The sequence below is a fragment of the Arthrobacter oryzae genome (assembly GCF_030812315.1).
GTDB lineage: Bacteria > Actinomycetota > Actinomycetes > Actinomycetales > Micrococcaceae > Arthrobacter > Arthrobacter oryzae_B.
This window is the reverse complement of sequence record NZ_JAUSSM010000008.1, coordinates 16,596-39,686: the sequence shown is the minus strand read 5'-3', so window position 1 is coordinate 39,686 and position 23,091 is coordinate 16,596. Positions and strand designations below refer to the sequence as shown.

Below are 23,091 nucleotides of genomic sequence, written 5' to 3'. Positions count from 1 at the left end.
GCTTACTCGACCACGAGCAGCAGGTCTCCGCCCTGGACCTGTTCCACAGCGGACACAGCCAGCCGGGAGACCGTGCCGGCCACCGGCGTCGTGATTGAGGCCTCCATCTTCATGGCCTCGATGGTGGCGACCGTGTCACCGGCGTTGACGGCGTCGCCCACCTTGACCGTCAGCGTCACGGCCCCGGCGAACGGTGCGGCGACCTGGCCCGGCTGGGTTGAGTCTGCCTTTTCAGCGGCCTTGACGTTGCTGACAACCGAGCGGTCGCGGACCACAACCGGCCGGGACTGCCCGTTGAGCGTGCACATCACGGTGCGCATGCCCTTCTCGTCCGGCTCCGAAACGGCTTCGAGGGAGGCGATCAGGCGCACGCCCTTCTCAAGTTCGATCTCGTGCTCAGCTCCGCGCTGGAGCCCGAAAAGGTAGTCGCGGGTGTCCAGGACAGAGAGGTTGCCGTAGGTCTCCACGCTCTTGAGGTAATCCTTGGTGGGCCCCTCGAAGAGCAGCCGGTTGAGGGTCTGCTGACGGGTCTTGGAATCACCCTTCAAGGCGGCGCTGTCCTCGGCGGTCAGCTCGGCGTCGCGCACCTTGATGCTGCGGCCCTGGAGGGCCTTGGTGCGGAACGGCTCGGGCCAGCCACCGGGAGGGTCGCCGAGCTCGCCGGACAGGAATCCGATGACGGAGTCCGGGATGTCGTAGCTCTGCGGGTTCTCGTTGAAGTCCGCCGGATCGGCGTTGAGGCCCACCAGGTGCAGGGCGAGGTCACCCACCACCTTGGAGGACGGCGTGACCTTCACGAGCCGGCCAAGGATGCGGTCGGCTGCCGTGTACATGTCCTCGATGGCCTCGAAGCGTTCGCCGAGGCCAAGGGCCATGGCCTGCTGCCGCAGGTTGGAGAGCTGGCCGCCGGGGATCTCGTGCTGGTAGACACGGCCGGTGGGACCCGGCAGGCCCGACTCGAACGGTGCATATACGCGCCGCACGGCCTCCCAGTACGGTTCCAGCGAGCTGACCTCGGCCAGGCCCAGGCCGGTATCGCGCGGAGTGTGGGCCAGGGCGGCAACCAGGGCTGATGCCGAAGGCTGGCTGGTGGTGCCGGCAAGGGAAGCCGAGGCCACGTCCACTGCGTCCACTCCCGCATCCACGGCCGCCAGGAGCGTCGCCAGCTGGCCGCCTGCCGTGTCGTGGGTGTGCAAGTGGACCGGGAGGTCAAAGCGCTCCCGCAAGGCCGCGACAAGCTTCGCAGCGGCCGCAGGGCGCAGCAGGCCCGCCATGTCCTTGATAGCCAGGATGTGCGCGCCGGCGTCGACGATCTTCTGCGCCAGCTCCAGGTAGTAGTCCAGCGTGTAGAGGTTCTCGTCGGGATCGAGCATGTCGCCGGTGTAGCAGAGGGCGACTTCAGCGACGGCGGTACCGGTAGCCCGGACGGCCCGGATGGCCGGAGCCATCTGGTTGACGTCATTGAGGGCATCGAAGATCCGGAAGATGTCGATTCCGGTGGCTGCGGCCTCGTTCACGAAGGCCTCGGTGACTTCCTCCGGGTACGGCGTGTATCCCACGGTGTTCCGGCCGCGGAGCAGCATCTGCAGGCAGATGTTCGGCAGGGCCTTCCGGAGCGCTGCGAGCCTGTCCCAGGGATCCTCGCCGAGGAACCGGAGGGCGACGTCGTACGTGGCTCCGCCCCAGGCCTCCACGGAGAGCAGCTCGGGCAGCAAAGCGGAGACGGCAGGGCCGGCCGCCACGAGGTCGCGGGTACGGACCCGGGTGGCCAGCAGCGACTGGTGTGCGTCGCGGAACGTGGTGTCGGTGACCGCCACGGCATTCTGGTCGCGGAGGGCCTTCGCAAAGCCCTCAGGACCCAGCTCGAGCAGCCGCTGGCGCGACCCCTTGGGAGCGGGGGTGTCCCCGACGGCGGGCAGCTTCGCGGCGGGGTCCGAGTGAACCGTGAGTTCGCCGTTGGGCTTGTTGACGGTGACCTCTGCCAGCCAGGTCAGCAGCTTAGTGCCGCGGTCGGCGGAGACGCGGGCCTTAAGCAGCTCGGGGCGCTGGTCGATGAAGTTCGTCGCCACATCGCCCGCGACGAAGTCCTTGTCGTCCAGGACGGCCTGGAGGAAGGAAATGTTGGTGGACACACCGCGGATGCGGAATTCCGCCAGGGCGCGCCGGGCACGCGCCACGGCTGCGGGGTAGTTTCGCCCGCGGCAGGTCAGCTTGACCAGCATCGAGTCGAAGTGCGGGCTGATCTCGGCACCCGAGTACACGGTGCCGCCGTCGAGCCTCACACCGGCGCCGCCGGCAGAGCGGTAACCGGTGATCTTTCCGACATCGGGCCGGAAGCCGTTGGCCGGGTCCTCGGTGGTGATGCGGCACTGCAGTGCTGCACCCTTGAGCTGGACGGTCTCCTGGGACAGACCGAGGTCCGCGAGGGTCTCGCCCGAGGCGATGCGCAGCTGAGCCTGGACCAGGTCCACGTCCGTGACTTCCTCGGTGACGGTGTGCTCCACCTGGATGCGCGGGTTCATCTCGATGAACACATGCTGGCCGGCGCGTTCCCCGACGGTGTCCACGAGGAATTCCACGGTCCCGGCGTTGACGTAGTTGAGCGCCTTGGCGAACTTCACGGCATCGCGGTAGAGCGCCTGCCGGATGCCTTCGTCCAGGTTGGGGGCGGGAGCGATCTCGATAACCTTCTGGTGGCGACGCTGAATGGAGCAGTCGCGCTCGAAGAGGTGCATAACGTTGCCCTCGGCATCGGCCAGGATCTGGACCTCGATGTGGCGGGGGCGCAGCACTGCCTGCTCCAGGAACATGGTGGGGTCACCGAACGCGGCGTCGGCCTCGCGCATGGCGGCCTGGAGCGCTTCGGGCAGGCCTTCCCGGGTGTCCACACGGCGCATTCCACGGCCACCGCCGCCAGCGACGGCCTTGGCGAAGATGGGGAAGCCGATTTCGTCCGCGGCGGCGATCAGCTCATCCAGGTCCTTGGAGGGCTGGCTGGACTTGAGGACTGGCACGCCGGCGGCGCGTGCCGCCTCAAGCGCGGCGACCTTGTTTCCGGCCAGTTCCAGGACCTCGGCCGGCGGCCCGACGAAGGTAATGCCGGCTTCTTTTGCGGCCCGGGCCAGGCGCGGGTTCTCGGAGAGGAAGCCGTAACCGGGGTAGATGGCGTCGGCGCCTGATTCCTTGGCCACCCGCACCACTTCGTCGACGTCGAGATAGGCGCGGACCGGGTGGCCCTCTTCGCCGATCAGGTACGCTTCATCAGCCTTCTGGCGGTGGATGGAGTTACGGTCCTCGTTGGGGAACACGGCGACAGTCTTGGCGCCCAGCTCGTAGCCGGCGCGGAAGGCTCGGATCGCGATTTCGCCGCGGTTAGCCACCAGAATCTTGGAAAACATACTTCTCCTGCATCATTGCGGGTGTGATCGGTAAGTGGTCACAGTGTGTAAGACGGGCGCGGGGAAACACAAATCATTGTGTCGACCATCACAGAATTATCCGTCATGCAGCCCGGAATAGGCAGGCCGGGCTGGCCGTGGCCTTCGGGACCCTGCCGGATGCGCCGCACACACGCCCAATGAAACGGGATTCACCACCGCGGCAACATATGATGAGTTGGGGGTGGCGCAAGCCCGCCCTCCGCTCCGGGCAAGCCGGAGCCGGCACTACCCCAACACGGCAACCGGCGTTAGGTATTGGTTTTTCAAGTGCAAGTAGTCAGCATCAGCAGCCTCAAAGGCGGGGTCGGCAAAACTTCCGTCACCACCGGATTGGCATCTGCGGCCCTGGCCGCCGGCATCCCCACTCTCGTGGTGGACCTTGATCCCCATGCGGACGCCAGCACGGCGCTGGGCGTCCAGCCCGATGAGCAACTGGATATCGGCAGGATGCTCAAGTCCCCGCGCCGTGCCCGCCTGGCGGAGAACGTCGTCACGAGCGGCTGGGTGGCCCGCGAAAACTACAACGGAGCCCGGCCCGCCGTCCTGGACGTGGCCGTCGGTTCCGCGTACACCGGCATCTATGACCGTCCGGACCTCGGCCGCCGGGACCTGCGCAGGCTGTCGGCTGTCCTGGCCGGCACGGACAAGTACCAGCTAATCCTTGTCGACTGCCCGCCCTCGCTGAACGGGCTGACCAGGATGGCGTGGTCGGCAAGCGACAAGGTGGCCCTCGTTGCCGAGCCGGGACTGTTTTCGGTAGCCGGCACGGAGCGCACCATGCGCGCCATCCAGCTGTTCCGCCAGGAGTTTGCCCCGAACCTCTCACCCGCCGGGATTATCGCGAACCGTGTCCGCACCGGTTCGTCCGAGCACGCTTTCCGCCTGGCCGAGATGCAGTCGATGTTCGGTGAACTGCTGCTGGCGCCGCACATCCCGGAGCAGGCGAACTGGCAACAAATCCAGGGTGCGGCCCATTCGGTGCACCACTGGCCGGGCGATTCGGCCAAGCATGCCGCCAGCCTGTTCAACACGCTGCTCGACAACCTCATGGCCTCCAACGGCGTGGATTCCGCCGGGGCAGTCCGGGCACGCAGCCTGCGGTAGCGGGCCACTCCCCTCCGGTCTACACCAGCAGAAAAGGCCGCCTTCCTGATGGAAGGCGGCCTTTTCTGTTGAGTTCGGGTCAACCTGACACCTGGCCAGGCGGTTGCTGGTCAGCCGATCTTGCGGGCTGCCCTGCGCTTGCTGAGTTCATCGTCCGGAAAGGACTGTTCGACGGCGTGCTCGCTGGGAAGCGCCGCGAGGCTGCCTTCCACTTCACGCCACACGCGGCCGACAGCGATTCCAAAGACGCCCTGGCCGCCCTGGACCAGATCTATGACCTCATCCGCGGACGTGCATTCGTAAACGCTTGCGCCGTCGCTCATGAGGGTGATTTGGGCGAGGTCTTCAACGCCGCGTTCGCGCAGATGCTCCACGGCAGAACGGATCTGCTGCAGCGAGACTCCGGTGTCCAGGAGCCGCTTGACCACTTTCAGCACCAGGATGTCGCGGAAGCCGTAGAGGCGCTGCGAGCCGGAGCCGGCTGCACCGCGCACGGCAGGCTCTACCAGACCGGTGCGGGCCCAGTAGTCGAGCTGGCGGTAGGTGATGCCTGCGGCCTTGCAGGCGGTCGGTCCGCGGTAACCTGCGTCCTCGTCCAGGACGGGCAGGTCTTCCGTGAAGAGGAGGCCCTGGGCACCACTCGCGGGCAGGGCTACGCCTGCCGTTGAAGCCTGCTTTAGCTCGCCTGCTTCGCCTTTCGGACTCACGTGGACCCTCCTCGTCGTTTGCTCCCCTAAGGAAGTTGCAGCAACAGCGATCACAGATCTGAAAATCATCCGTGTAATTCAGCCGTGGCTGCACATTCCAGTGTGACTTGCGCGGCTGTTGTATGCAATGGGAACTTGATACCTTCGACGTTAGGCCTGCCGCGCCCCAAGGTCAAAGACGTTGGCCCCTTCCGGGGGGCGTGTCGAAACTTTCAGCCTCAACTTTAACCTTAACGTGATCTCAGCCGTCGAAATCTTCCGGCTCAACGTCATCCAGGAACTCCCGGAAGCGCCGCAGTTCGCGCTCCTCGTCCACCGTGGGACCAGGCTCGGTATCCTCGCCTTCGTCGTGCTCGGTGATCCGTACACCGGCTTCATCCATGACCGAATCCGCACACCAGATGCGGCATTTGGCCCGCAGTGCCAGCGCCAGGGCGTCCGAGGCCCTGGAACTCACGGTGGTGCCGTCGTCAAACTGCAGCTGGCCGTAAAAGATGTTGTCTTCAACCGCAACGATGTTCACGCTGACGATCGAATGGCCCAAGGACTCGACGACGTCGATCAGGAGGTCGTGCGTCATGGGCCGCGGCGGCACCACACCCTGCTGGGCAAGCGCAATGGCGCTGGCTTCGGGGGTGCCGATCCAGATGGGCACATGCCGTTCCCCGTGGATCTCCCGCAGCAGTACCAGCGGCTGGTTCGAGGGCAGCTCGATCCTCACACCCACGATCTCCACTTCAATCATCAGATGTCCATTCGCGAAATACGGTCTTGCACCAGGGCGCGGTGCAGCGTCAGGCACAGATCGCTGATTTCCCGGGCTGCCTCGGCTGCCCGGGCATGGGATGCAGCATCTTTGCGGGAGGTCAGCGGCGCTACAGCCCGCTCCACCAGCCCGAACTCCCGTTCCGCGGCGGCCTGGAACGGCCGCAAGTGCCGCGGTTCGAGGCCGTGGCTTTCCAGCTGAACACACGCGCGGGCCACCTGCAGGGCGTGCTCGTCGAACTTCCCGTTGACATGGCCGATCAGGCCGAAGTCGAGCAGGGACTGCAGCAGCGGCACACTGGCGCCGGATTCGGCCCGTAGTTGCTCCTCGCTCAGCCTGCGCACTTTGTTCTGCAGCTCGGTGGCGAGCTCGTCGGAAACGATCCGGGGTGACACCGTGACACCAGGCGGCAGATTCTCCGGCCGTTCGCCGCGGTCGATGGCGTCGAGATAGTCCTTGATGACCTTCAGCGGAAGATACTGGTCCCGCTGAAGGGCGAGGACGAAACGAAGCCGCTCAACGTCCGTGTCCGCGTACTGCCGGTAGCCGGCGGGGGTGCGTTGCGGGTTGATCAGTCCCTTTTCCTCCAGGAACCTGATTTTGGACGCGGTCATTCCCGGAAAGTCGTCGCTCAGCTGCGCGAGTACTTCCCCGATGTTCAGGACCTGGGGTCCGCGCCGTTCCGGTTGTGCCAGTGCCACAGGCAACTACCCCGGAATCAGACGTTGCCTGCTGCGCGGGCAGGGCTGAGGTAGAAAGTAAGCCGGAACTTGCCGATCTGGACTTCATTCCCGGACCTGAGTTCCACGCTGTCCACGCGGTCGTGATTGACGTAGGTTCCGTTGAGGCTGCCGGTGTCAACGACCTCGAAGCTGCGGGCCGTGCGGCGGAATTCGACGTGGCGGCGGGACACAGTGACGTCGTCAAGGAAGATGTCCGCGTCAGGGTGGCGGCCGGCCGTGGTGACGTCCGAGTCCAGCAGGAAGCGTGCGCCCGCGTTGGGTCCGCTGTGGGCAACCAGGAGTGCCGAACCGAACGGAAGCGCCTCGACGGCAACCCGCTCCTCCCGCGACAGCCTGGGCTCGATGATCGGCTCGTCACGGATTGGCGTGAGGTGGATCGAGGTGGTCTCCGAAGCCTTCACTCCGCTCGTGCCGTAATCACCACTGCTGTGGTTATTCTCGTGACCAACCATGGATTCCTCCTCTTCCGTTGCAGATGTCCCCCTGCAAACAACGCGTGCCTCCGGAAAAGCCTGGCAGATCCGGTTACGGCGTGTCGTCCGGCTGTTAATGGCTTAACAGCCGGACCTCCATGCCGGTTGTCTTTAGCCTACCTGTTGTTCGTACTCCGATGCACTGAGCAGGGACTCCACTGCGTCAGCCTCTGCAAGCTTGACTTCAATCAGCCAGCCCTCACCGTAGGGATCGCTGTTGATGAGAGCCGAATCGGTGTCCAGCGCTTCGTTCCGGGCAACCACTTCGCCGGATACGGGAGCATAGATATCACTCACGCTCTTGGTGGACTCCACCTCGCCCACGACGTCGTTCGCGGTCACCTTCGTGCCCACTTCGGGCATCTGGGCGTAGACGACGTCACCCAGGGCATCCTGGGCGAAATCGGTGATGCCGACGCGCACCACGCCATCGGAGTTCGGTGCGGTAACCCACTCGTGTTCGGCAGTGTAGGACAGGTCTTCGGGAATGTTGCTCATCAGGGGCCTTTCATCGGGTCAACCAGGACTATCGGTCAATCAGCAATGTCAACGGAGGTCTGCAGAACAAGCCGCCGCTGAAAGTATATGCATATCAACTGCCGCGGCAGGGAGCACCCTGTCGGACCCTTGTGGCACAGTGGTGACATGCCAGAACTTCCCGAAGTGGCCGGGCTGAGCGCTTTCCTGGGCACCCAGCTTCGCGGAGCCGTGCTGACGAAAATCCAGATCGTCTCGTTTGCTGTCCTCAAGACGGCGGATCCCCCGTACACGGCCCTGGAGGGCCGGACCATCACCGAAGTCCAGCGCCAGGGGAAATTCATCATCCTGGACACCGGTGGAATCTACCTGGCGTTCCATCTGGCCAAGGCCGGCTGGCTGCGGTATATAGAGTCGCCCTCGAATGCCGTGCTGCCCCGCGGCAAGGGGTACATCGCCGCGCGGCTGGAGTTCGCCAGGAACAGCCCGGAAACCGACAGCGGCGAGACCCATCTCGGGATCGACCTGACCGAGGCCGGCACAAAAAAGAGTCTTGCGCTGTACGTGGTCAGGGATCCCGCGGAAGTCCCGGGGATCGCCAGCCTGGGTCCCGATCCGTTGGGCGATTCCTTCGGGTTCGATGCGTTCGCCGGAATTCTTTCCGACAGCTCCCAGCAAATTAAGGGACTGTTACGCAATCAGGGGGTAATGGCCGGGATCGGCAACGCCTACAGCGACGAAATCCTCCACGCGGCCCGGATCTCCCCCTTCGCCATCGCAAAGTCACTGGACCCCGACACCGTCCGCGTCCTCTACGACTCCATCCACAGTGTCCTCGGTGCCGCCGTGGCAGACGCCGTGGGAAAGGCGCCGAACGAACTGAAGGACGCGAAGCGGAGCACGATGCGGGTCCACGGCCGGAATGGGCAGCCCTGCCCGGTCTGTGGGGACACGGTCAGGGAAGTGTCCTTCGCCGACAGGGCCCTGCAATACTGCCCTACATGCCAGACGGGCGGCAAGATCCTCGCCGACCGGCGGACCTCGCGTTTCCTGAAGTAGGGGCGCAAAAAGCGGCACAAAGAAAAACCGCCCCACCGCCGGGATACTTCCCGGTGATGGGGCGGTTTCTTTGGTCGGGCTGACAGGATTTGAACCTGCGACCCCTTGACCCCCAGTCAAGTGCGCTACCAAGCTGCGCTACAGCCCGTTAGTTCCGCCGTTCTCCGCCTCGGTTTGTTCCTGGGTTACCCCGGGATTTTCACCTCAGCAGTCCGGCCGAACCACCTCCAAAAGCTTACACGATTCCGGAGGGTGCTCGTGACACTTTGCGGGTGTCACGGGCAAGGTGTGTCGGATTTAACGGTTCTTGCCCCGCTTTTCGCGGACACGCATGTTGACCTCGATGGGCGTGCCCTCGAAACCGAAGGTTTCGCGGAGCCGACGGGTGATGAAGCGGCGGTAACCCGGGTCCAGGAATCCGGTGGTGAACAGCACGAACTTCGGCGGGCGGCTGGAGGCCTGGGTGCCGAACAGGATGCGGGGCTGCTTGCCGCCGCGGACCGGGTGCGGGTGGGCTGCTACGAGTTCGCCGAGGAACGCGTTCAGGCGGCCGGTGGGGATGCGCTTGTCCCAGCTTTCCAGTGCAGTATCCAGGGCAGGAACCAAACGGTCCTTGTGCCAGCCGGTCAGCGCCGAAATGTTGACCCTCGGCGCCCAGGCCACGTGGGCCAGGTCCTGCTCGATTTCACGCTCGAGGTAAGTGCGGCGTTCATCGTCCAGCAGGTCCCACTTGTTGAATGCGAGAACCAATGCGCGGCCGGATTCGATGGCCAGCTGCAGGATGCGGACGTCCTGCTCGCTGAGCACTTCGTCCACGGCGAGGAGCACGACGGCGACCTCCGCCTTTTCGAGGGCGCTCTGGGTCCGCAGTGAGGCGTAGAAGTCTGCGCCCTGTGCCATGTGCTGGCGCCGGCGGATGCCTGCGGTATCAACGAAGCGCCAGGTGCGTCCGCCCAACTCGATGAACTCATCGACCGGGTCGCGCGTGGTGCCTGCGGTGTTGTCCACCACGACGCGCTCGGAACCGGCCAGTTTGTTCAGCAGCGACGACTTGCCGACGTTGGGACGCCCGATCAGGGCGATGCGGCGAGGACCGCCGGAGCGTTCCAGGCCTTCGATCGTGGAGAACTCGGGCAGAGTGTCCATCACGTGGTCCAGGAGGTCGGCGACGCCCCGGCCGTGCAGTGCCGACACCGGGTACGGCTCGCCGAAGCCGAGGCCCCACAGGGTGGCCGAATCAGCTTCCTGGGCGAAGTCGTCCACTTTGTTGGCCACCATGATGACCGGCTTCTTGCTCTTGCGGAGCATCTTCACGACGGCTTCGTCCGTGGCGGTAGCGCCGACGGCGGAGTCAACGACGAACAGCACGGCGTCGGCAAGCTCCACGGCCATCTCGGCCTGCTCGGCTACGCGGGCGTGGATGCCGCGGGCATCGTGCTCCCAGCCGCCGGTGTCGACGACAGTGAAGTTCCGGCCGTTCCAGGTGGCCGAGTACATAACACGGTCACGCGTGACGCCGGGCGTGTCTTCCACCACGGCTTCACGGCGTCCGAGGATACGGTTCACCAGGGTGGACTTGCCCACGTTTGGCCGGCCGATGATGGCCAGGACGGGATCCAGTTTGACCGGGCCGTCGAAGTCCTGGTCGTCATAGTCGCCGCTCAGGAGGGCGGCGTCTTCCTCGTCCAGTTCGTAGTCGTCCAGGCCTGCCCGGAGGGAGGCAGCACGAAGCTCCGCCTCGTCATCGTCCAGGGCAGCAAGATGCTCTGCCACCTGGTCCGTGCCGGTGGGCGTGTATTCGTCTTCGCCGGCGCCAAATTTGCCGGAGGTTTGAGTCGTATCGCTCATTGCACTTTCCTTAGTGGTGATCTGCCGGCGTCCCGGCTACTTCTTCATGACGTTCTTGCGGGGAATCCGCGCCGGGCAAAGCCTGCCCGCTGAATTGAATTGTTTGCTGGACATGCCGTGCCAGAGCAGCGCGGATCTCGTTTCCCGCCCTGTCCATTGAAGCACGGCCTGTCTCGCCGGGCCTGCGGCCTACTGCCACGGCCTCGCCGAAACTGACGTGCAGCCTCCGGCCCGGCCGGGGAACGGCGTCGAGGTGCTCACCGGTGATCCTGGTGCCCAGGATCGCAACGGGAACTACGGTCGCCCCGGAGTTCAGGGCGAGCCAGGCCACCCCGTTGTTGATGGTGGACGCCTCGCCGCTCCCCCGGGTTCCTTCCGGGAGGATACCGACGCACCGCCCGGCGTCGAGCGTGTTCTTACTTAAATGCAGCGCGGCGCGGTCGCCGGACCGGTCTACCGGAAGTTGACCCGAGCCCTTGAGCACCAGCCCCAGGAACCCCTTGAACATCTCCTTTTTGACCAGGATGTGCATGGGGCGCGGTGATGCGCCGAACATGACCGGCCCGTCCAGGAAACTGATGTGGTTCCCTGCGAAGATCACGGGACCTCCGGTGGGAACGTTTTCCCGTCCGTGGATTGTTGTCCGGTAGATAACGTGGTCCAGGAACCAGCCGACCGGGCGGCTCCAGGCCATGGTCCAGGCGCCTGGAAGGACGGAAGCGCCCGTGGCGAACGGGCGCGACGGGCGCCCTGCGGCGTCAGCCACGGTTAACGACCTTGTTGACTATGCCCAGGGCCGCGTCAACTGTGCCGTCGAAGTCGAGATCTGAAGAATCCAGGGTGACAACGCCATCCGCCGCCGTGGTGAAGTTCACTACGGTCGAGTCCTTGGCGTCGCGCTGGGTGACCTGGGCCGCCAGCTGTTCCGCGCTCTGCGTGCCGCCCAGCTGGACGCCCCTGCGGCGAAGCCGGGCCTCCTCGCTGGCGGTCAGCAGCATCCGGACCTCCGCACCGGGAGCGACGACGGTGGTGATGTCGCGTCCTTCCACCACGATGCGGCGGTGGTGGATCTCGATCAGCTCACGCTGCCGGCGCACCAGTTCCTTCCGCGCACCAAGGGTGGTGGCGATGGCACTGACGGCCGAGGAGATGGCCGGTTCCCGGATGGCCTGGGTGACGTCGGTGCCGCCGACACGTACGTATTCCTCGTTCGGGGAGGTGCTGACTTCCAGCGGCAGGTCCTCGGAAGCCTGCTCGATGGCGGCGGCGTCGTCCAGGTCAATGCCGTTGTCCAGGCAGTACCAGGTCAGGGCGCGATACATGGCGCCGGTGTCCAGGTAGGCGAGGCGCAGGCGGCGTGCCACTTCGCGGCTGACGCTGGATTTTCCGGACCCGGAGGGGCCGTCGATGGCGACAACCAGCGGCCTGCCCTGGCGAAGCATGGGCACGGTATCGATGAGTTCCTGTGTCATTACTGCAGTACCCGCCATCCACGGTCGTTGAGTGCTTCGATCAGCAGATCATGCTTGTTGGGCAAGACCGACAGTTCCACCATTCCTACATTCTGCCCGGACGAGTGGTCCAGCCGCAGGTCTTCGAGGTTGACCCCGATCTCGCCGATCTCCGTCAGGAGGCGGGCGATCTGCCCCGGCCGGTCGTCCACGAGGACGGTCAGCCAGGAATAGGCCTGCGGTGGCCCGCCGTGCTTGCCCGGAATACGGGACTGCCCGGCATTGCCCTCACTGATCAACTGTGCCAGATCAAGGCGGGCGCCGGGTGCCGTGGGATCTTCAAGAGTCCCGATCAGACGGTTGAGGTCCTCACGGACCCCGTGCAGGATTTCGACCACCTGTACCGCATTGCCGCCAAGGATCTGGACCCACAACGTGGGATCGCTGGCTGCGATGCGGGTGACGTCGCGCAAGCCGTTGCCGGCAAGGGACAGGGCATGCATGGGCGTACCCTGCAGCCTGCTGGCAACGAGGGAAGACATCACCTGGGGAAGGTGCGACACGAGTGCCACGGCCTGGTCGTGTTCCTCGGCGCCGAACTGGGTGACCATGGCACCGAGGTCAGTCGCCAGGGCGCGCGCGGCCTGCAGGGCGCCGGGCGAAGTTTCCTCCGACGGGCAAACCACCCACGGCATCGACGTGAACAGCTCACCTCGGGCCGCCACAGGTCCGGACTTTTCCCGGCCGGCCATCGGATGTGTCCCCACATAGCGCGCAAGGTCCACGCCGCGACCGCGCAGGTCGGCCAGGATGCCGGCCTTGACGCTGGCGATGTCCACCACCGTTGCCTCGGGGAAGTCGGCCAGCGACTGTTCCACCACGTCCGCTGTTACGTCCGGCGGCGCGGCCACAACAACGAGTTCAGGCTGCTCGGCGCCAAGGCGCGACAAGGGAAGGCCCGCCCCGATGTCGACGGCGACAGCCTGGTTGGTGGGTGACGGGTCGGACAGGAACACGGACACGCCGCGCCCCCGGAGTCCGAGGCCGATGCTGGTTCCCAGCAGTCCCGTTCCGATAACCACCACCGGGCCGTTCAGGTGCCCGCGGCCGTGGGTACGAAAGGCAGACATGCGCTACAGCCCTACAGATGCCAGCAGGTGGCCGACTTCCTGCTTGCCGAGGTTGCGGATGCTCCCCTGACGCTGGTCGCCCAGGCCGATGGGACCCACCTTGACGCGCACGAGCCGCAGCACAGGGAAGCCGACGGCGTCGAAGAGGCGGCGTACGATGCGATTCTTGCCGGAGTGCAGCACAACCTCGATCAGCACATGGCCCGGGGTGGAGTCCACCAGCTTGAACGAGTCCACCGAAGCGAATCCGTCTTCGAGTTCAACGCCTGACTTCAGCTGCGCGCCGATTCCCTGCGGGAACGGGCCGCGGACCTGGACCAGGTACGTCTTGGGCACCTCGTACGACGGGTGTGTCAAACGGTTGGCGAGTTCGCCGTCGTTGGTCAGCAGCAGCAGTCCTTCGGTGGCGACGTCGAGGCGTCCCACGTGGAAGAGGCGTTCGCCGTGGCTGTTGCGGACGAAGTCGCTGATGCACGGACGGCCGTCCGGATCCTCCATGGTGGACACAACGCCCTTGGGCTTGTTGAACACCATGTAGACCATGTTTTCGTCCAGCTGGATGCGCAGGCCGTCAACGTGGATCACGGCTGTTTTCGGATCGACGCGGACGCCGAGTTCGGTGACCACCTTGCCGTCCACTTCAACGCGGCCTTCGGAGATCATTTCTTCGCAGACTCGCCGTGAAGCGACGCCGGCAGACGCCATGACCTTCTGCAGGCGGATGCCGTCGGCATCGTGCAACTCCGACTGCGGAACATCGCCGCGGGGTCCACGCTTGCGCGAAGGCTTGCGGACGGCTCCAAGGTTCTGGCCGAACCGTTCGCCGCCGAAGGCGCGCGTACCGAATGTCTTGGCTGCAGCAGACCGCGGCTTGGGCTTGAGGGCGCCGGGGGTGCCGGGCGCCTTTCCGGCGCCGGGCTTGCGTGAGCCGGGCTTCCGGGCAGCAGGCTTGCCCTGCTTCCAGTCACCGGATGCCGGGCGGTCTGCCGGCTCGCCGGCCGGACCCTGCAGGTCCGGATCGATGAAGGCCTCTTCGCGCGGCTTGGGGCGTTTGAAGGGACGGTCGCCGCCGCCCTTGTAGCCGGCGCCGCTGGCGCCGCCTGCGCGACTGCCGCCGCCCTGTGCCGGATTGCGTCCGGTCTTATTCTGTCCGGCGCTGTTGCGTCCCGAACTGTTACGTGGTGAACCCTGGCGTCCCGCCTGTGTCATGACCCGTCCTTCGTTATGTTGGCCGGCGAAGTTGTCTCCCGACAAAACTTGCCAGCCGGGCGGATTTACTCCGCCCTGGTGGATACTCGTGCGCAGGCAGGGATGCTGCCTACATTCTTCCGGCGTCGTAGAACTCTTCGATGCCTTCAAGCCCCGGAAGATGGGGTGAAAGCTGCGGCAACTCCGCCACCGAGCCGATTCCCATGCGTTCCAGGAAATACGACGTCGTGCGGTAAAGGATGGCTCCGGACTCGGGATCCGTTCCCGCGTCTTCGATCAGTCCCCGCTGCATCAGCGTCCGCACGACAGAGTCAACGTTAACTCCTCGAATTGCAGACACCCTGGCCCTTGATACGGGCTGGCGGTATGCGATGACGGCGAGCGTTTCCAACGCCGCCTGCGTCAGCCTGGCTGTCTGTCCCTCCAGCACGAACCCGCCGACGACGTCGGCGAACTCCGAGCGGGAATAGATGCGCCAGCCTCCGGCGATATTCCGCAATTCAAAACCCCGGGGGCTGGATTTGTGGCCTGCATTGATAACAGCAGTGCTGGCAACGTCCGTGTCCGGGGCATTAACAGTATAGCCGTTATACTCGCGCTGAAGTTCCGCGAGCAGCTGCTCGACGGCGTCGACCGTCAGGTTCAGCCCTGCGGCGAGTTCCGTGGCGGTGGCGGGCTGATCAATCACCATAAGCACGGCCTCAATCGCGGCGCGCGCCCCGCCGGGGAGATCGGCTACATTCAGCCCGCTGTCCCCTTCCCCGCTGGTGGTTGGGTCCGGCGTCGTAGCGCTCACGGCTGTTCCTCATATTCCTCGGTGAGATTGTCGCTGCTCCAGTCCTCAGCCCCTGCCGTCCAGTGCACCGTGAGGTCCCCCAGCGGTGCGAGCTGGTCGAACGCGACCACCTTGTCCCTGAACATTTCCAGGAGGGCCAGGAAACGGGCCACAACGACCAGGGTGGACTCGGCGTCGGCGATCAGGGCCCGGAAGGACAGCGGCCTCCCCTGCCGGAGCTTCAATCCAAGGATTTCGGCCTGCTCTTTCACGCTGACCGCACTGCCGTGGAGGTGTGCCAGGCCAACCCGGGTCGGGGCTGCTTCCTTGGGTTTCAGCGCCGCTTCCGCCAAGGCGGCAAACTGCCGCGGCGTGTGCCGCCACACCAGTTCCGGCAGCAGTGCGGCGAAGTGGCCTTCCAGGGCCACTTGGCGCGGGTAGCTGCGGGATTCGAGCTCCAGGGTGGAACTGATCAGCCCGGCCACCTGTTTGAAGGCCTTGTACTGGAGCAAACGGGCGAAAAGGAGGTCCCGCGCCTCGAGCAACGCGATGTCCTCATCGTCCTCAACCTCGCCTGCCGGCAGGAGCCGGGCAGCCTTGAGGTCCAGGAGGGTGGCTGCGATCACCAGGAATTCGCTGGCCTCGTCGAGCGCCCATTCCTCGCCCAGCTGCTGAAGGTTCTTGATGTACTTGATGAATTCGTCGGTCACAGTGGCCAGGGCCACTTCCGTGATATCCAGCTGGTGCTTGGTGATCAGGCCAAGCAGCAGGTCGAACGGGCCGGTGAAGTTGGCGAGCCGGACTTCGAACCCGGCTTTCTTCGCTGCCTCTTCCGGGGGGCGGGTGGGAGCGAGCGGGGTGACTGCCAGTGCCACTGCCTTGGCTAGGGCGCGCCGCCGCGCGAAATCAGCTCTTTGGCCAGGCGGCGGTAGGCGTCGGCGCCGATGTGGTTGGCGGCGTAGCTGGTGATCGGTTCCGCGGCAACTGTGGCGTCGGCAAACTTGATGGAGCGCTTGATGACGGTCTCGAAGACCTTGTCCCCGAATGCCTCGACCAGCCTGCTGATGACCTCGCGGCTGTGCAGCGTACGGGCGTCATACATCGTGGCGAGCACACCGTCCACCTGCAGCCTGGGGTTCAGCCGGTCCTGGACCTTGTCGATGGTTTCCACCAGAAGGGCTACGGCGCGCAGGGCGAAGAATTCGCAGATCAGCGGGATGATGACGCCGTGGGCGGCGGTGAGGGCGTTGACCGTCAGCAGGCCAAGCGACGGCTGGCAGTCGATCAGGACGACGTCGTAATCGTCCTCGACTTTCTTCAAGGCCCGGTCGAGCACCTGTTCGCGGGCAACCTCATTGACCAGCTGCACTTCGGCGGCGGAGAGGTCGATGTTGGCCGGCAGCAGGTCGACATTTTCGACGCCGGTGTGCTGAATGGCATCCCGGATGTCCACTTTGCGGTCCATCAGGACGTTGTAGACCGTCAGGTCCAGTTCATGCGGATTCGTCCCAAGGCCGGCTGACAGTGCCCCCTGGGGGTCAAAATCCACCAGCAGGACACGGCGGCCGTACTCGGCAAGCGCGGCGGCCAGGTTGATGGTGGAGGTCGTCTTACCGACTCCGCCCTTCTGGTTCACCATGGCGATCACACGGGCGGGGCCGTGGGACGACAGCGGCGCAGGCTCGGGAAATTCGCGGTAGGGGCGCCCGGTGGGACCCATGACGGCGTCTTCCAGGTCGAGTTCGGTGCCTTCCAGAGTTGCTGAACCCTGTTCGCTGCTCACGTATCTATCCACACTTTCGATGACGTTGATGTCCTGCCGCTGAATGTTCAGCGCCGATCCTTCTTCTTCCCAAGGTTACAGCGCCGCACCCGCGATTCAACGGAACTTGACACGCGCCCTTGATTGAGCCTTTACCTTCTGGTAAAGGTCGAAGGTTAGGGCCGCCGACACAAAAAACCGCCCGTGCCGGATGATCCTGCACGGGCGGTTTCGGTTCAGCTCAGGCGTTGGCTCAGGCGTTCGCGAGAACTGGCTTGGCCGGCTCTTCCTGCTCGACGTGGTGGCCGGCGATCATGGTCTGCTCGTCGAACGGCTCTTGGCCGGACAGGACGCGCTGGACCTGCTCGCCGTCGATCTCCTTGACCCAGGTTCCGATCAGGAGAGTGGCTACAGCGTTGCCCGTGAAGTTGGTCAATGCGCGGGCTTCGGACATGAAGCGGTCGATCCCGACGATCATGCCTACGCCGCCGAGGAGCTCGGGCTTGTGTGCCTGAAGGCCGGCAGCCAGCGTGGCGAGACCTGCACCGGTGACACCGGCTGCACCCTTCGAGGCGATGATCATGAAGATCAGCAGGGATACCTGGGCGCCGAGATCCAGCGGGGTTCCCATGGCGTTGGCCACGAACAGCGATGCCATGGTCAGGTAGATGGCGGTGCCGTCCAGGTTGAAGGAGTAACCGGTGGGCACAGTGACGCCGACGACCGGCTTGGACACGCCCAGGTGCTCCATCTTGGCGATGAGGCGGGGCAGCGCTGCCTCAGAGGAGGAAGTGGAGAAGATCAGGAGGTATTCCCGGGCAAGGTACTTCATCAGCTTGAAGATGTTCACGCCGGTCACCACCTGGAGGAGGCCGCCGAGGATGACAACGATGAAGAGTGCGCATGTGATGTAGAAGGCAACCATGAGGGTGAACATGCTCACGATTGCCGCGACGCCCGTGGCGCCGACAACTGCGGCGATGGCACCAAAGGCGCCTACCGGAGCAAGCCACATGATCATGATGAGGATCCTGAACACCACTGCCTGGCCGTAGCCGATGGCCTTGAGGACAGGAGCGCCCTGCCCACCCATTTTCTGGAGGGCGAAACCGACGAGGATGGCCGCGAGGAGCGTGGGCAGAACCGGAATGTCGCCCGGAATGATGCCCAGGAGGAAGGCAACGGTGCTGTCTACTTCGGCCTTCTTGTTGGGATCGTATGCCGCCAGCTTCAAACCTTCACCCGGGTGGATGAGGTTGCCGACGACGAGGCCGATACCCAGGGCGAAGGTGGACATGAGCACAAAGTAGCCCAGGGCAAGTCCGCCGACTTTTCCTACGGTGGCTGCCTTGGCGATTGAGCCAATGCCCAGGACGATGGTGCAGAAGATAATCGGCGCGATCATCATCTTGATGAGCTTGATGAAGCCGTCGCCGAGCGGTTTCAGCGATTTGCCGACCTCGGGAAACAGCAGACCGACAAGGGCGCCCAGGATCACGGCGGCAATGACGGCGATGTAGAGGTAGTGCGACTTGTCGAGTCCCTTGCGCTTTGCCTTGACTGGCGCGGCTGACTCTCCTCGTTGAGAAGCCATGATGTCTCTCCTTATGGATAATCTGGAAGACGTTGCGGCACATTCTCTGGGCTTTTCACGTCCGTCCGGTGTGATATCCATCATTGGGCATGGCGTGACCTGGCTCACCGTTGCGTTCATATTGGTCATGGAAGGTTGGAATGAGGCATAAATGGAGCATCGCGCGCCGGCTGTTCGTGGCGCATTTGGTGTTTATGCTCGCACTGACCGCAACAGTGGGCACGGCCACCTTCATCGACGCCCGGGACCATTCCTACGACGAGGCGGGACGGCGCATGTCCGGCATCGCCACGGCCGTAGCTGACAATCCCCTCGTGCTGGAGGCTGCAGGGTCAGCCGACCCGTCCGCCACGCTGCAGCCCTACGCCCTGGACGTGATGGCCGACGCCGACGCGGATTTCATCACCATCATGGCTCCGGACCGGACCCGATGGACACACCCACGGGACGAGGAGCTCGGCAAACCCTACATCGGTTCCATCGACGCCGCCTTGAACGGCCAGGTGTTCACTGAAATCACGGCCGGCACGCTGGGGCCGTCCGTACGCACCATCGCACCCGTCAAGGACCAGTCGGGAAACGTGAAGGCCCTGGTGGCCGCCGGAGTGACGGTGAATACGGTGGACGTTGCCCTCGCCGGCCGCCTGCCGGCCATCCTGGCGATTGCGTTTGCCCTCCTGGTGGGCGGCTCCGTGGCGTCCTGGCTGCTGGGCCGGTACCTGCGCAATGTCACCCGGGGCTGGGGGCCTGAACAGCTCGCCCAGTTGTTCGCATACTACGAGTCGGTCCTGCATTCTGTCAGGGAAGGCGTCATCCTGATCGATCCAAAGGGCCGTGTGGTGATGTACAACGACCAGGCTGCCGAGCTCCTGGGGCTGGCTCCGCGCTCAGCGGGAGGAGACCCTGCCGACGCCGTCCTGCTCAGTGACCTCCCGCTGGCAACCAGCCTGAAGGACCTGTTCGAATCCGGCCGGACTGCCCAGGATGAAATCCACCTCGCAGGCCCGCGGGTCCTGGTGATCAACCAGGGGCCCGCGGTGGGACCCGCTTCCACGGGCCGGCAGCGCCCGGCAGTGTTCGGGACCGTGGCAACCATCCGCGACCGCACGGAGATCGAGTCCCTGGGCAGCGAACTGGAAACCATGCGTACTCTTTCTGACGCGCTGCGGGCGCAGACCCATGAGCACGCCAACCGCCTCCATACGATCGTTTCGCTGATGGAACTGGGCCGGGCGGATGACGCGCTGGATTATGCCACCAAGGACCTGGAGCTCAGCCAGCATCTCACCGACGAGATGGTGGGTGCCATTGAAGAGCCTGTTTTGAGTGCCCTCCTCATGGGCAAGGCAGCCGAGGCCCACGAGCGCGGCGTCGAACTGGGCCTGCAGGCGAACAGCACGGCCGGGACCGCCGGTGTGGCCGTCCAGGACCTGGTGACCATTCTTGGCAACCTGCTGGATAACGCCATTGACGCTGCAGCCGATGCTCCGGCACCGAAGTGGGTGGAATTGTCGGTGGAGTCCGGCGCGCAGGGCGTGGATATCGGCGTGGAGGACTCCGGACGCGGAATCGACCCCGATGCCGTGGATGACGTGTTCCGGTACGGTTTCAGCACAAAGGCGCCCGGCAAGTACGGACGGGGGCTCGGGCTGGCGCTCGTACGGCAGGCCGTCCACCGGTTGGGCGGCACCATGACCATCACGAATCCGCGCGGGGCGCATTTCCAGATTCACCTCCCCGCCGCCACCCCTTCGGGCACTGCCCCGGACGCCGCACCAGGCGCCGCGCCGGGCGCCGCGGCCGGCAACACAGCCGGCACCACCAAGGAGCTTTCATGAGCGATATCAGAGTCCTCGTCGTTGAGGACGAACCCGTAGCCGCGGCAGCGCACGGCGCCTACGTAGGGAGACTCAAGGGCTTTTCCCTTGCCGGCACGGCCCCGGACGGCCAGTCGGCGCTGCGCCTGCTGGGAGAATTCGCGGCCGCCGGCAACCCCGTGGAACTGGTCCTGCTGGACATGAACCTTCCCGACCTCCATGGCCTGGACATAGCACGGCGGATGCGGGCTTCAGGACTGCTGGCCGACATTATTGCCATTACGGCTGTCCGCGAACTAAACATCGTGCGCAGCGCCGTCTCCATCGGCGTGGTCCAGTACCTCATCAAACCCTTCACCTACGCCACTTTTGCGGACAAGCTGGCCAGCTACCGTCAGTTCCGGGAGCAACTCGGGGCCAGCTCCGTCGGGAACAGGTCCGGGGCATCACAGAGCGACGTCGACCAGGCTTTCGCAAGCCTGCGCGCCCCGAGCGAACTGCCGCTTCCCAAGGGGCTTTCGACATCGACCCTGGACGCGGTGCAGGAGTTCATGAAACAGCAGGCGGAGGCGGTATCGGCCACGGAGGTCATGGACGCGCTCGGTATGTCCCGCGTGACGGCCCGGCGCTATCTCGAGTACCTTGCGGACGCGGGAACCGTCTCCCGCACTGCCCGGTACGGCGCACCGGGCAGGCCGGAAAACGAGTACCGCTGGAACCGGGGCTGACTTCCGGACCCTGCCGGCGAGCGCAGCGCTGCTCCGCCTGTTGAGGACCTGGGTCGGCTTGGTTCCGGTCGGCTTACTTCCGGGGGTCGGCCGGGCGAAGGGTCCCGATCAGCTGGTCGATCACGCTGGCGTCCTCGATGGTGGAGGGCACCACGTACTCCTCGCCGTCGGCAATCTGCCTCATGGTTTTACGGAGGATCTTGCCCGACCGGGTTTTGGGCAGGGCCTCCACGACTGCCACATGTTTGAAGTCCGCAACGGCTCCGATGTCCCGGCGGACCAGGGCGATCAGGTCCCTGACCAGAACCTCCTCCGGCACGTCCACTCCCGACTTGAGCACCACGTACCCGCTGGGCCGCTGGCCCTTCAGCGGATCCGAGAGGCCGATCACCGCGCACTCGGCCACCGCAGGATGCTGGCCGAGCACCTGCTCCATGGCACCGGTGGATAGCCGGTGCCCCGCCACATTAATGATGTCGTCTGTACGCCCCATCACGAAGACGTAGCCGTCCTCGTCGCGGTAACCGGAGTCGCCCGTGGCATAGCAGCCCTCGAACGCTTGGAGGTAGGAGGAGACATAGCGCTCGTCATTGCCCCAGAGCGTGGTCAGCGTGCCGGGCGGCAGCGGCAGTCCAAGCACTATGTTGCCTTCGGTCCCGGCTTGGACGTCCTCCCCCAGGCCGTCGACGATCCTGAGCTTGAACCCGGGCATCGGGACGCTGGGGGAACCTGCCTTGATCGGAAGCCTTTCCAATCCCTGCGGGTTGGCGCAGATGGCCCAGCCCGTCTCGGTCTGCCACCAGTGGTCCACCACAGGTACGCCCAGCGCCTGCGACGCCCAATGGAAGGTGTCCGTGTCGAGCCGCTCCCCCGCAGCGAAGAGGGTGCGGAGGCTGGAGATGTCGTACTCCCCCAAAAGTTTCGCGTCGGGGTCGGCCTTCCGGATAGCGCGCAGGGCCGTGGGGGCGGTGAAAAGGACATTGACCTTGTGGTCCTGGATCACGCGCCAAAAGGCACCGGCATCGGGTGTGCCCACCGGTTTCCCTTCATAGAGGACGGTGGTGGCACCGGCCAGCAGCGGGCCGTAGACGATGTAGGAGTGCCCCACCACCCAGCCGACGTCGGAGGCCGTCCACATAACGTCCCCGGGGCCGATGTCGTAGATATTGTCCAGGGTCCAGCTGAGTGCCACGGCATGGCCTCCGTTGTCCCGTACCACTCCCTTGGGAGTACCTGTAGTTCCGGAGGTGTAGAGGATGTAGAGCGGGTCCGTTGCCTTGACCTCCACCGGCGCTGCCGGCGCTGCCGTGGCCATTTCAGTGTCCCAGTCCAGCCAGCCGGCGTAGTCCGAGGCTGCAGAGGCGAACCCGTCCCGCGCCGTGACAATCACCGGTAGCCCGGGAGCCCCCGCCAGGCGGAGGGCTTCCTCCACGGCGGGAAGGTATTCGATCCGGCGCGAAGGCTCGATTCCGCCCGTCGCCGTGACGAGCACTGACGGCGCGGCGTCCCGAATCCGGGCCGAGAGCTCCTTGGGCGCGAAACCTCCGAAGACCACGGAATGGACCGCCCCAAGCCGGGCCGTTGCCAGCATGGCGATCGCGGCTTCGGGAATCATCGGCATGTAGATCACCACGCGGTCCCCTTTGCCCACGCCTTGGCTGCGAAGCACGCCGGCGAAGCGGGCCACCAGTTCCGTGAGCTCAGCGTAGCTGTAGCGACGCCGGGTCCCGAGCATTGCGGAATCGTAGATGAGCGCATCCTGTTCGCCCCGCCCGGCTGCCACATGGCGGTCGAGGGCGTTGTACGAAGTATTCAGGACGCCGTCCGGAAACCACCCGTAGAGCGGTGCCCTGCTGGTTTCCAGGGCCTGCCTCGGCGGCGTCGACCATGAGATCCTTCCGGCAGCATCCAGCCAGAAATCATCCGGCTTCTCCAGGCTCTGCGCATAGCTGTCCTGATAGGTGTTGGTAACCATGAGTGCATCCCGTCCACGACGTTGTGATGACGC

The 23,091-nt window shown here is 65.0% G+C and carries 20 protein-coding genes and 1 tRNA gene; 4 read left to right on the top strand and 17 right to left on the bottom strand.

The features are described 5' to 3' along the window. Window positions 1-2 precede the first annotated feature (2 nt). Window positions 3-3,398, bottom strand: coding sequence for a pyruvate carboxylase (locus J2S97_RS16125; RefSeq protein WP_307050963.1), 3,396 nt, complete (start codon window positions 3,396-3,398; stop codon window positions 3-5). 309 nt (window positions 3,399-3,707) lie between these two features. On the opposite strand from J2S97_RS16125, the gene J2S97_RS16120 reads away from it, so the two are divergent. Beyond that, window positions 3,708-4,544, top strand: coding sequence for a ParA family protein (locus tag J2S97_RS16120; protein ID WP_307050962.1), 837 nt, complete (start codon window positions 3,708-3,710; stop codon window positions 4,542-4,544). A 110-nt stretch (window positions 4,545-4,654) separates the two neighbouring features. Here J2S97_RS16120 and J2S97_RS16115 read toward each other — a convergent pair whose 3' ends face one another. From J2S97_RS16115 to gcvH, 5 genes are all read right to left on the bottom strand, one after another. Continuing rightward, entirely contained in the window at window positions 4,655-5,251 is a 597-nt protein-coding gene (locus tag J2S97_RS16115) for a MerR family transcriptional regulator (protein ID WP_307050961.1), read from the bottom strand. Between the two features lie 241 nt (window positions 5,252-5,492). Beyond that, entirely contained in the window at window positions 5,493-5,996 is a 504-nt protein-coding gene (locus J2S97_RS16110) for a bifunctional nuclease family protein (RefSeq protein ID WP_307050960.1), read from the bottom strand. Next, window positions 5,996-6,712 (bottom strand): transcriptional regulator FtsR, encoded by a 717-nt coding sequence (gene ftsR, locus J2S97_RS16105; protein WP_307051155.1) that lies wholly within the window; start codon window positions 6,710-6,712, stop codon window positions 5,996-5,998. The genes J2S97_RS16110 and ftsR overlap by 1 nt, the downstream gene beginning before the upstream one ends. A gap of 23 nt (window positions 6,713-6,735) precedes the next feature. Next, complete coding sequence (locus J2S97_RS16100; RefSeq protein ID WP_307050959.1) at window positions 6,736-7,212, bottom strand: FHA domain-containing protein; 477 nt, start codon at window positions 7,210-7,212, stop codon at window positions 6,736-6,738. A 132-nt stretch (window positions 7,213-7,344) separates the two neighbouring features. Continuing rightward, window positions 7,345-7,731, bottom strand: coding sequence for a glycine cleavage system protein GcvH (gene gcvH / locus J2S97_RS16095; protein WP_307050958.1), 387 nt, complete (start codon window positions 7,729-7,731; stop codon window positions 7,345-7,347). A 147-nt stretch (window positions 7,732-7,878) separates the two neighbouring features. Between gcvH and J2S97_RS16090 the strand changes: the two genes are divergently transcribed. Continuing rightward, the gene (locus J2S97_RS16090) at window positions 7,879-8,769 is read left to right on the top strand and encodes an Fpg/Nei family DNA glycosylase (protein WP_307050957.1); all 891 of its coding nucleotides are present in this window, start codon (window positions 7,879-7,881) and stop codon (window positions 8,767-8,769) included. Between the two features lie 71 nt (window positions 8,770-8,840). On the opposite strand, the gene J2S97_RS16085 is transcribed toward J2S97_RS16090, so the two are convergent. The 10 genes from J2S97_RS16085 to J2S97_RS16040 form a co-directional block, all read right to left on the bottom strand. Beyond that, window positions 8,841-8,917: transfer RNA gene (locus J2S97_RS16085), tRNA-Pro, on the bottom strand. Between the two features lie 149 nt (window positions 8,918-9,066). Continuing rightward, entirely contained in the window at window positions 9,067-10,617 is a 1,551-nt protein-coding gene (der, locus tag J2S97_RS16080; RefSeq protein ID WP_307050956.1) for a ribosome biogenesis GTPase Der, read from the bottom strand. Between the two features lie 10 nt (window positions 10,618-10,627). After that, complete coding sequence (locus J2S97_RS16075; RefSeq protein WP_307051154.1) at window positions 10,628-11,311, bottom strand: lysophospholipid acyltransferase family protein; 684 nt, start codon at window positions 11,309-11,311, stop codon at window positions 10,628-10,630. Between the two features lie 64 nt (window positions 11,312-11,375). Further along, window positions 11,376-12,089: a (d)CMP kinase gene (gene cmk / locus J2S97_RS16070; protein ID WP_307050955.1), complete on the bottom strand. Its 714-nt coding sequence runs from the start codon at window positions 12,087-12,089 to the stop codon at window positions 11,376-11,378. Beyond that, window positions 12,089-13,198, bottom strand: coding sequence for a prephenate dehydrogenase (locus J2S97_RS16065; protein ID WP_307050954.1), 1,110 nt, complete (start codon window positions 13,196-13,198; stop codon window positions 12,089-12,091). Before J2S97_RS16065 ends, cmk begins: the two co-directional genes overlap by 1 nt. A gap of 3 nt (window positions 13,199-13,201) precedes the next feature. Further along, entirely contained in the window at window positions 13,202-14,407 is a 1,206-nt protein-coding gene (locus tag J2S97_RS16060) for a pseudouridine synthase (RefSeq protein ID WP_307050953.1), read from the bottom strand. A 109-nt stretch (window positions 14,408-14,516) separates the two neighbouring features. After that, complete coding sequence (gene scpB / locus J2S97_RS16055) at window positions 14,517-15,098, bottom strand: SMC-Scp complex subunit ScpB (RefSeq protein ID WP_373460576.1); 582 nt, start codon at window positions 15,096-15,098, stop codon at window positions 14,517-14,519. Between the two features lie 101 nt (window positions 15,099-15,199). After that, window positions 15,200-16,057, bottom strand: a complete 858-nt coding sequence (locus tag J2S97_RS16050; RefSeq protein ID WP_373460573.1) for a segregation and condensation protein A — start codon at window positions 16,055-16,057, stop codon at window positions 15,200-15,202. 8 nt (window positions 16,058-16,065) lie between these two features. After that, window positions 16,066-16,965, bottom strand: a complete 900-nt coding sequence (locus J2S97_RS16045; protein ID WP_028271698.1) for a ParA family protein — start codon at window positions 16,963-16,965, stop codon at window positions 16,066-16,068. Window positions 16,966-17,197: 232 nt separating this feature from the next. Beyond that, window positions 17,198-18,538, bottom strand: a complete 1,341-nt coding sequence (locus J2S97_RS16040; protein WP_307050952.1) for a cation:dicarboxylate symporter family transporter — start codon at window positions 18,536-18,538, stop codon at window positions 17,198-17,200. Between the two features lie 140 nt (window positions 18,539-18,678). On the opposite strand from J2S97_RS16040, the gene J2S97_RS16035 reads away from it, so the two are divergent. Further along, window positions 18,679-20,376: a sensor histidine kinase gene (locus J2S97_RS16035; RefSeq protein ID WP_307050951.1), complete on the top strand. Its 1,698-nt coding sequence runs from the start codon at window positions 18,679-18,681 to the stop codon at window positions 20,374-20,376. Further along, window positions 20,373-21,083: a response regulator gene (locus tag J2S97_RS16030; RefSeq protein WP_307050950.1), complete on the top strand. Its 711-nt coding sequence runs from the start codon at window positions 20,373-20,375 to the stop codon at window positions 21,081-21,083. Before J2S97_RS16035 ends, J2S97_RS16030 begins: the two co-directional genes overlap by 4 nt. A gap of 73 nt (window positions 21,084-21,156) precedes the next feature. Here J2S97_RS16030 and J2S97_RS16025 read toward each other — a convergent pair whose 3' ends face one another. After that, a complete protein-coding gene (locus tag J2S97_RS16025) occupies window positions 21,157-23,058 on the bottom strand; it encodes a propionyl-CoA synthetase (protein ID WP_307050949.1) in 1,902 nt (633 codons plus the stop codon). Window positions 23,059-23,091 lie beyond the last annotated feature (33 nt).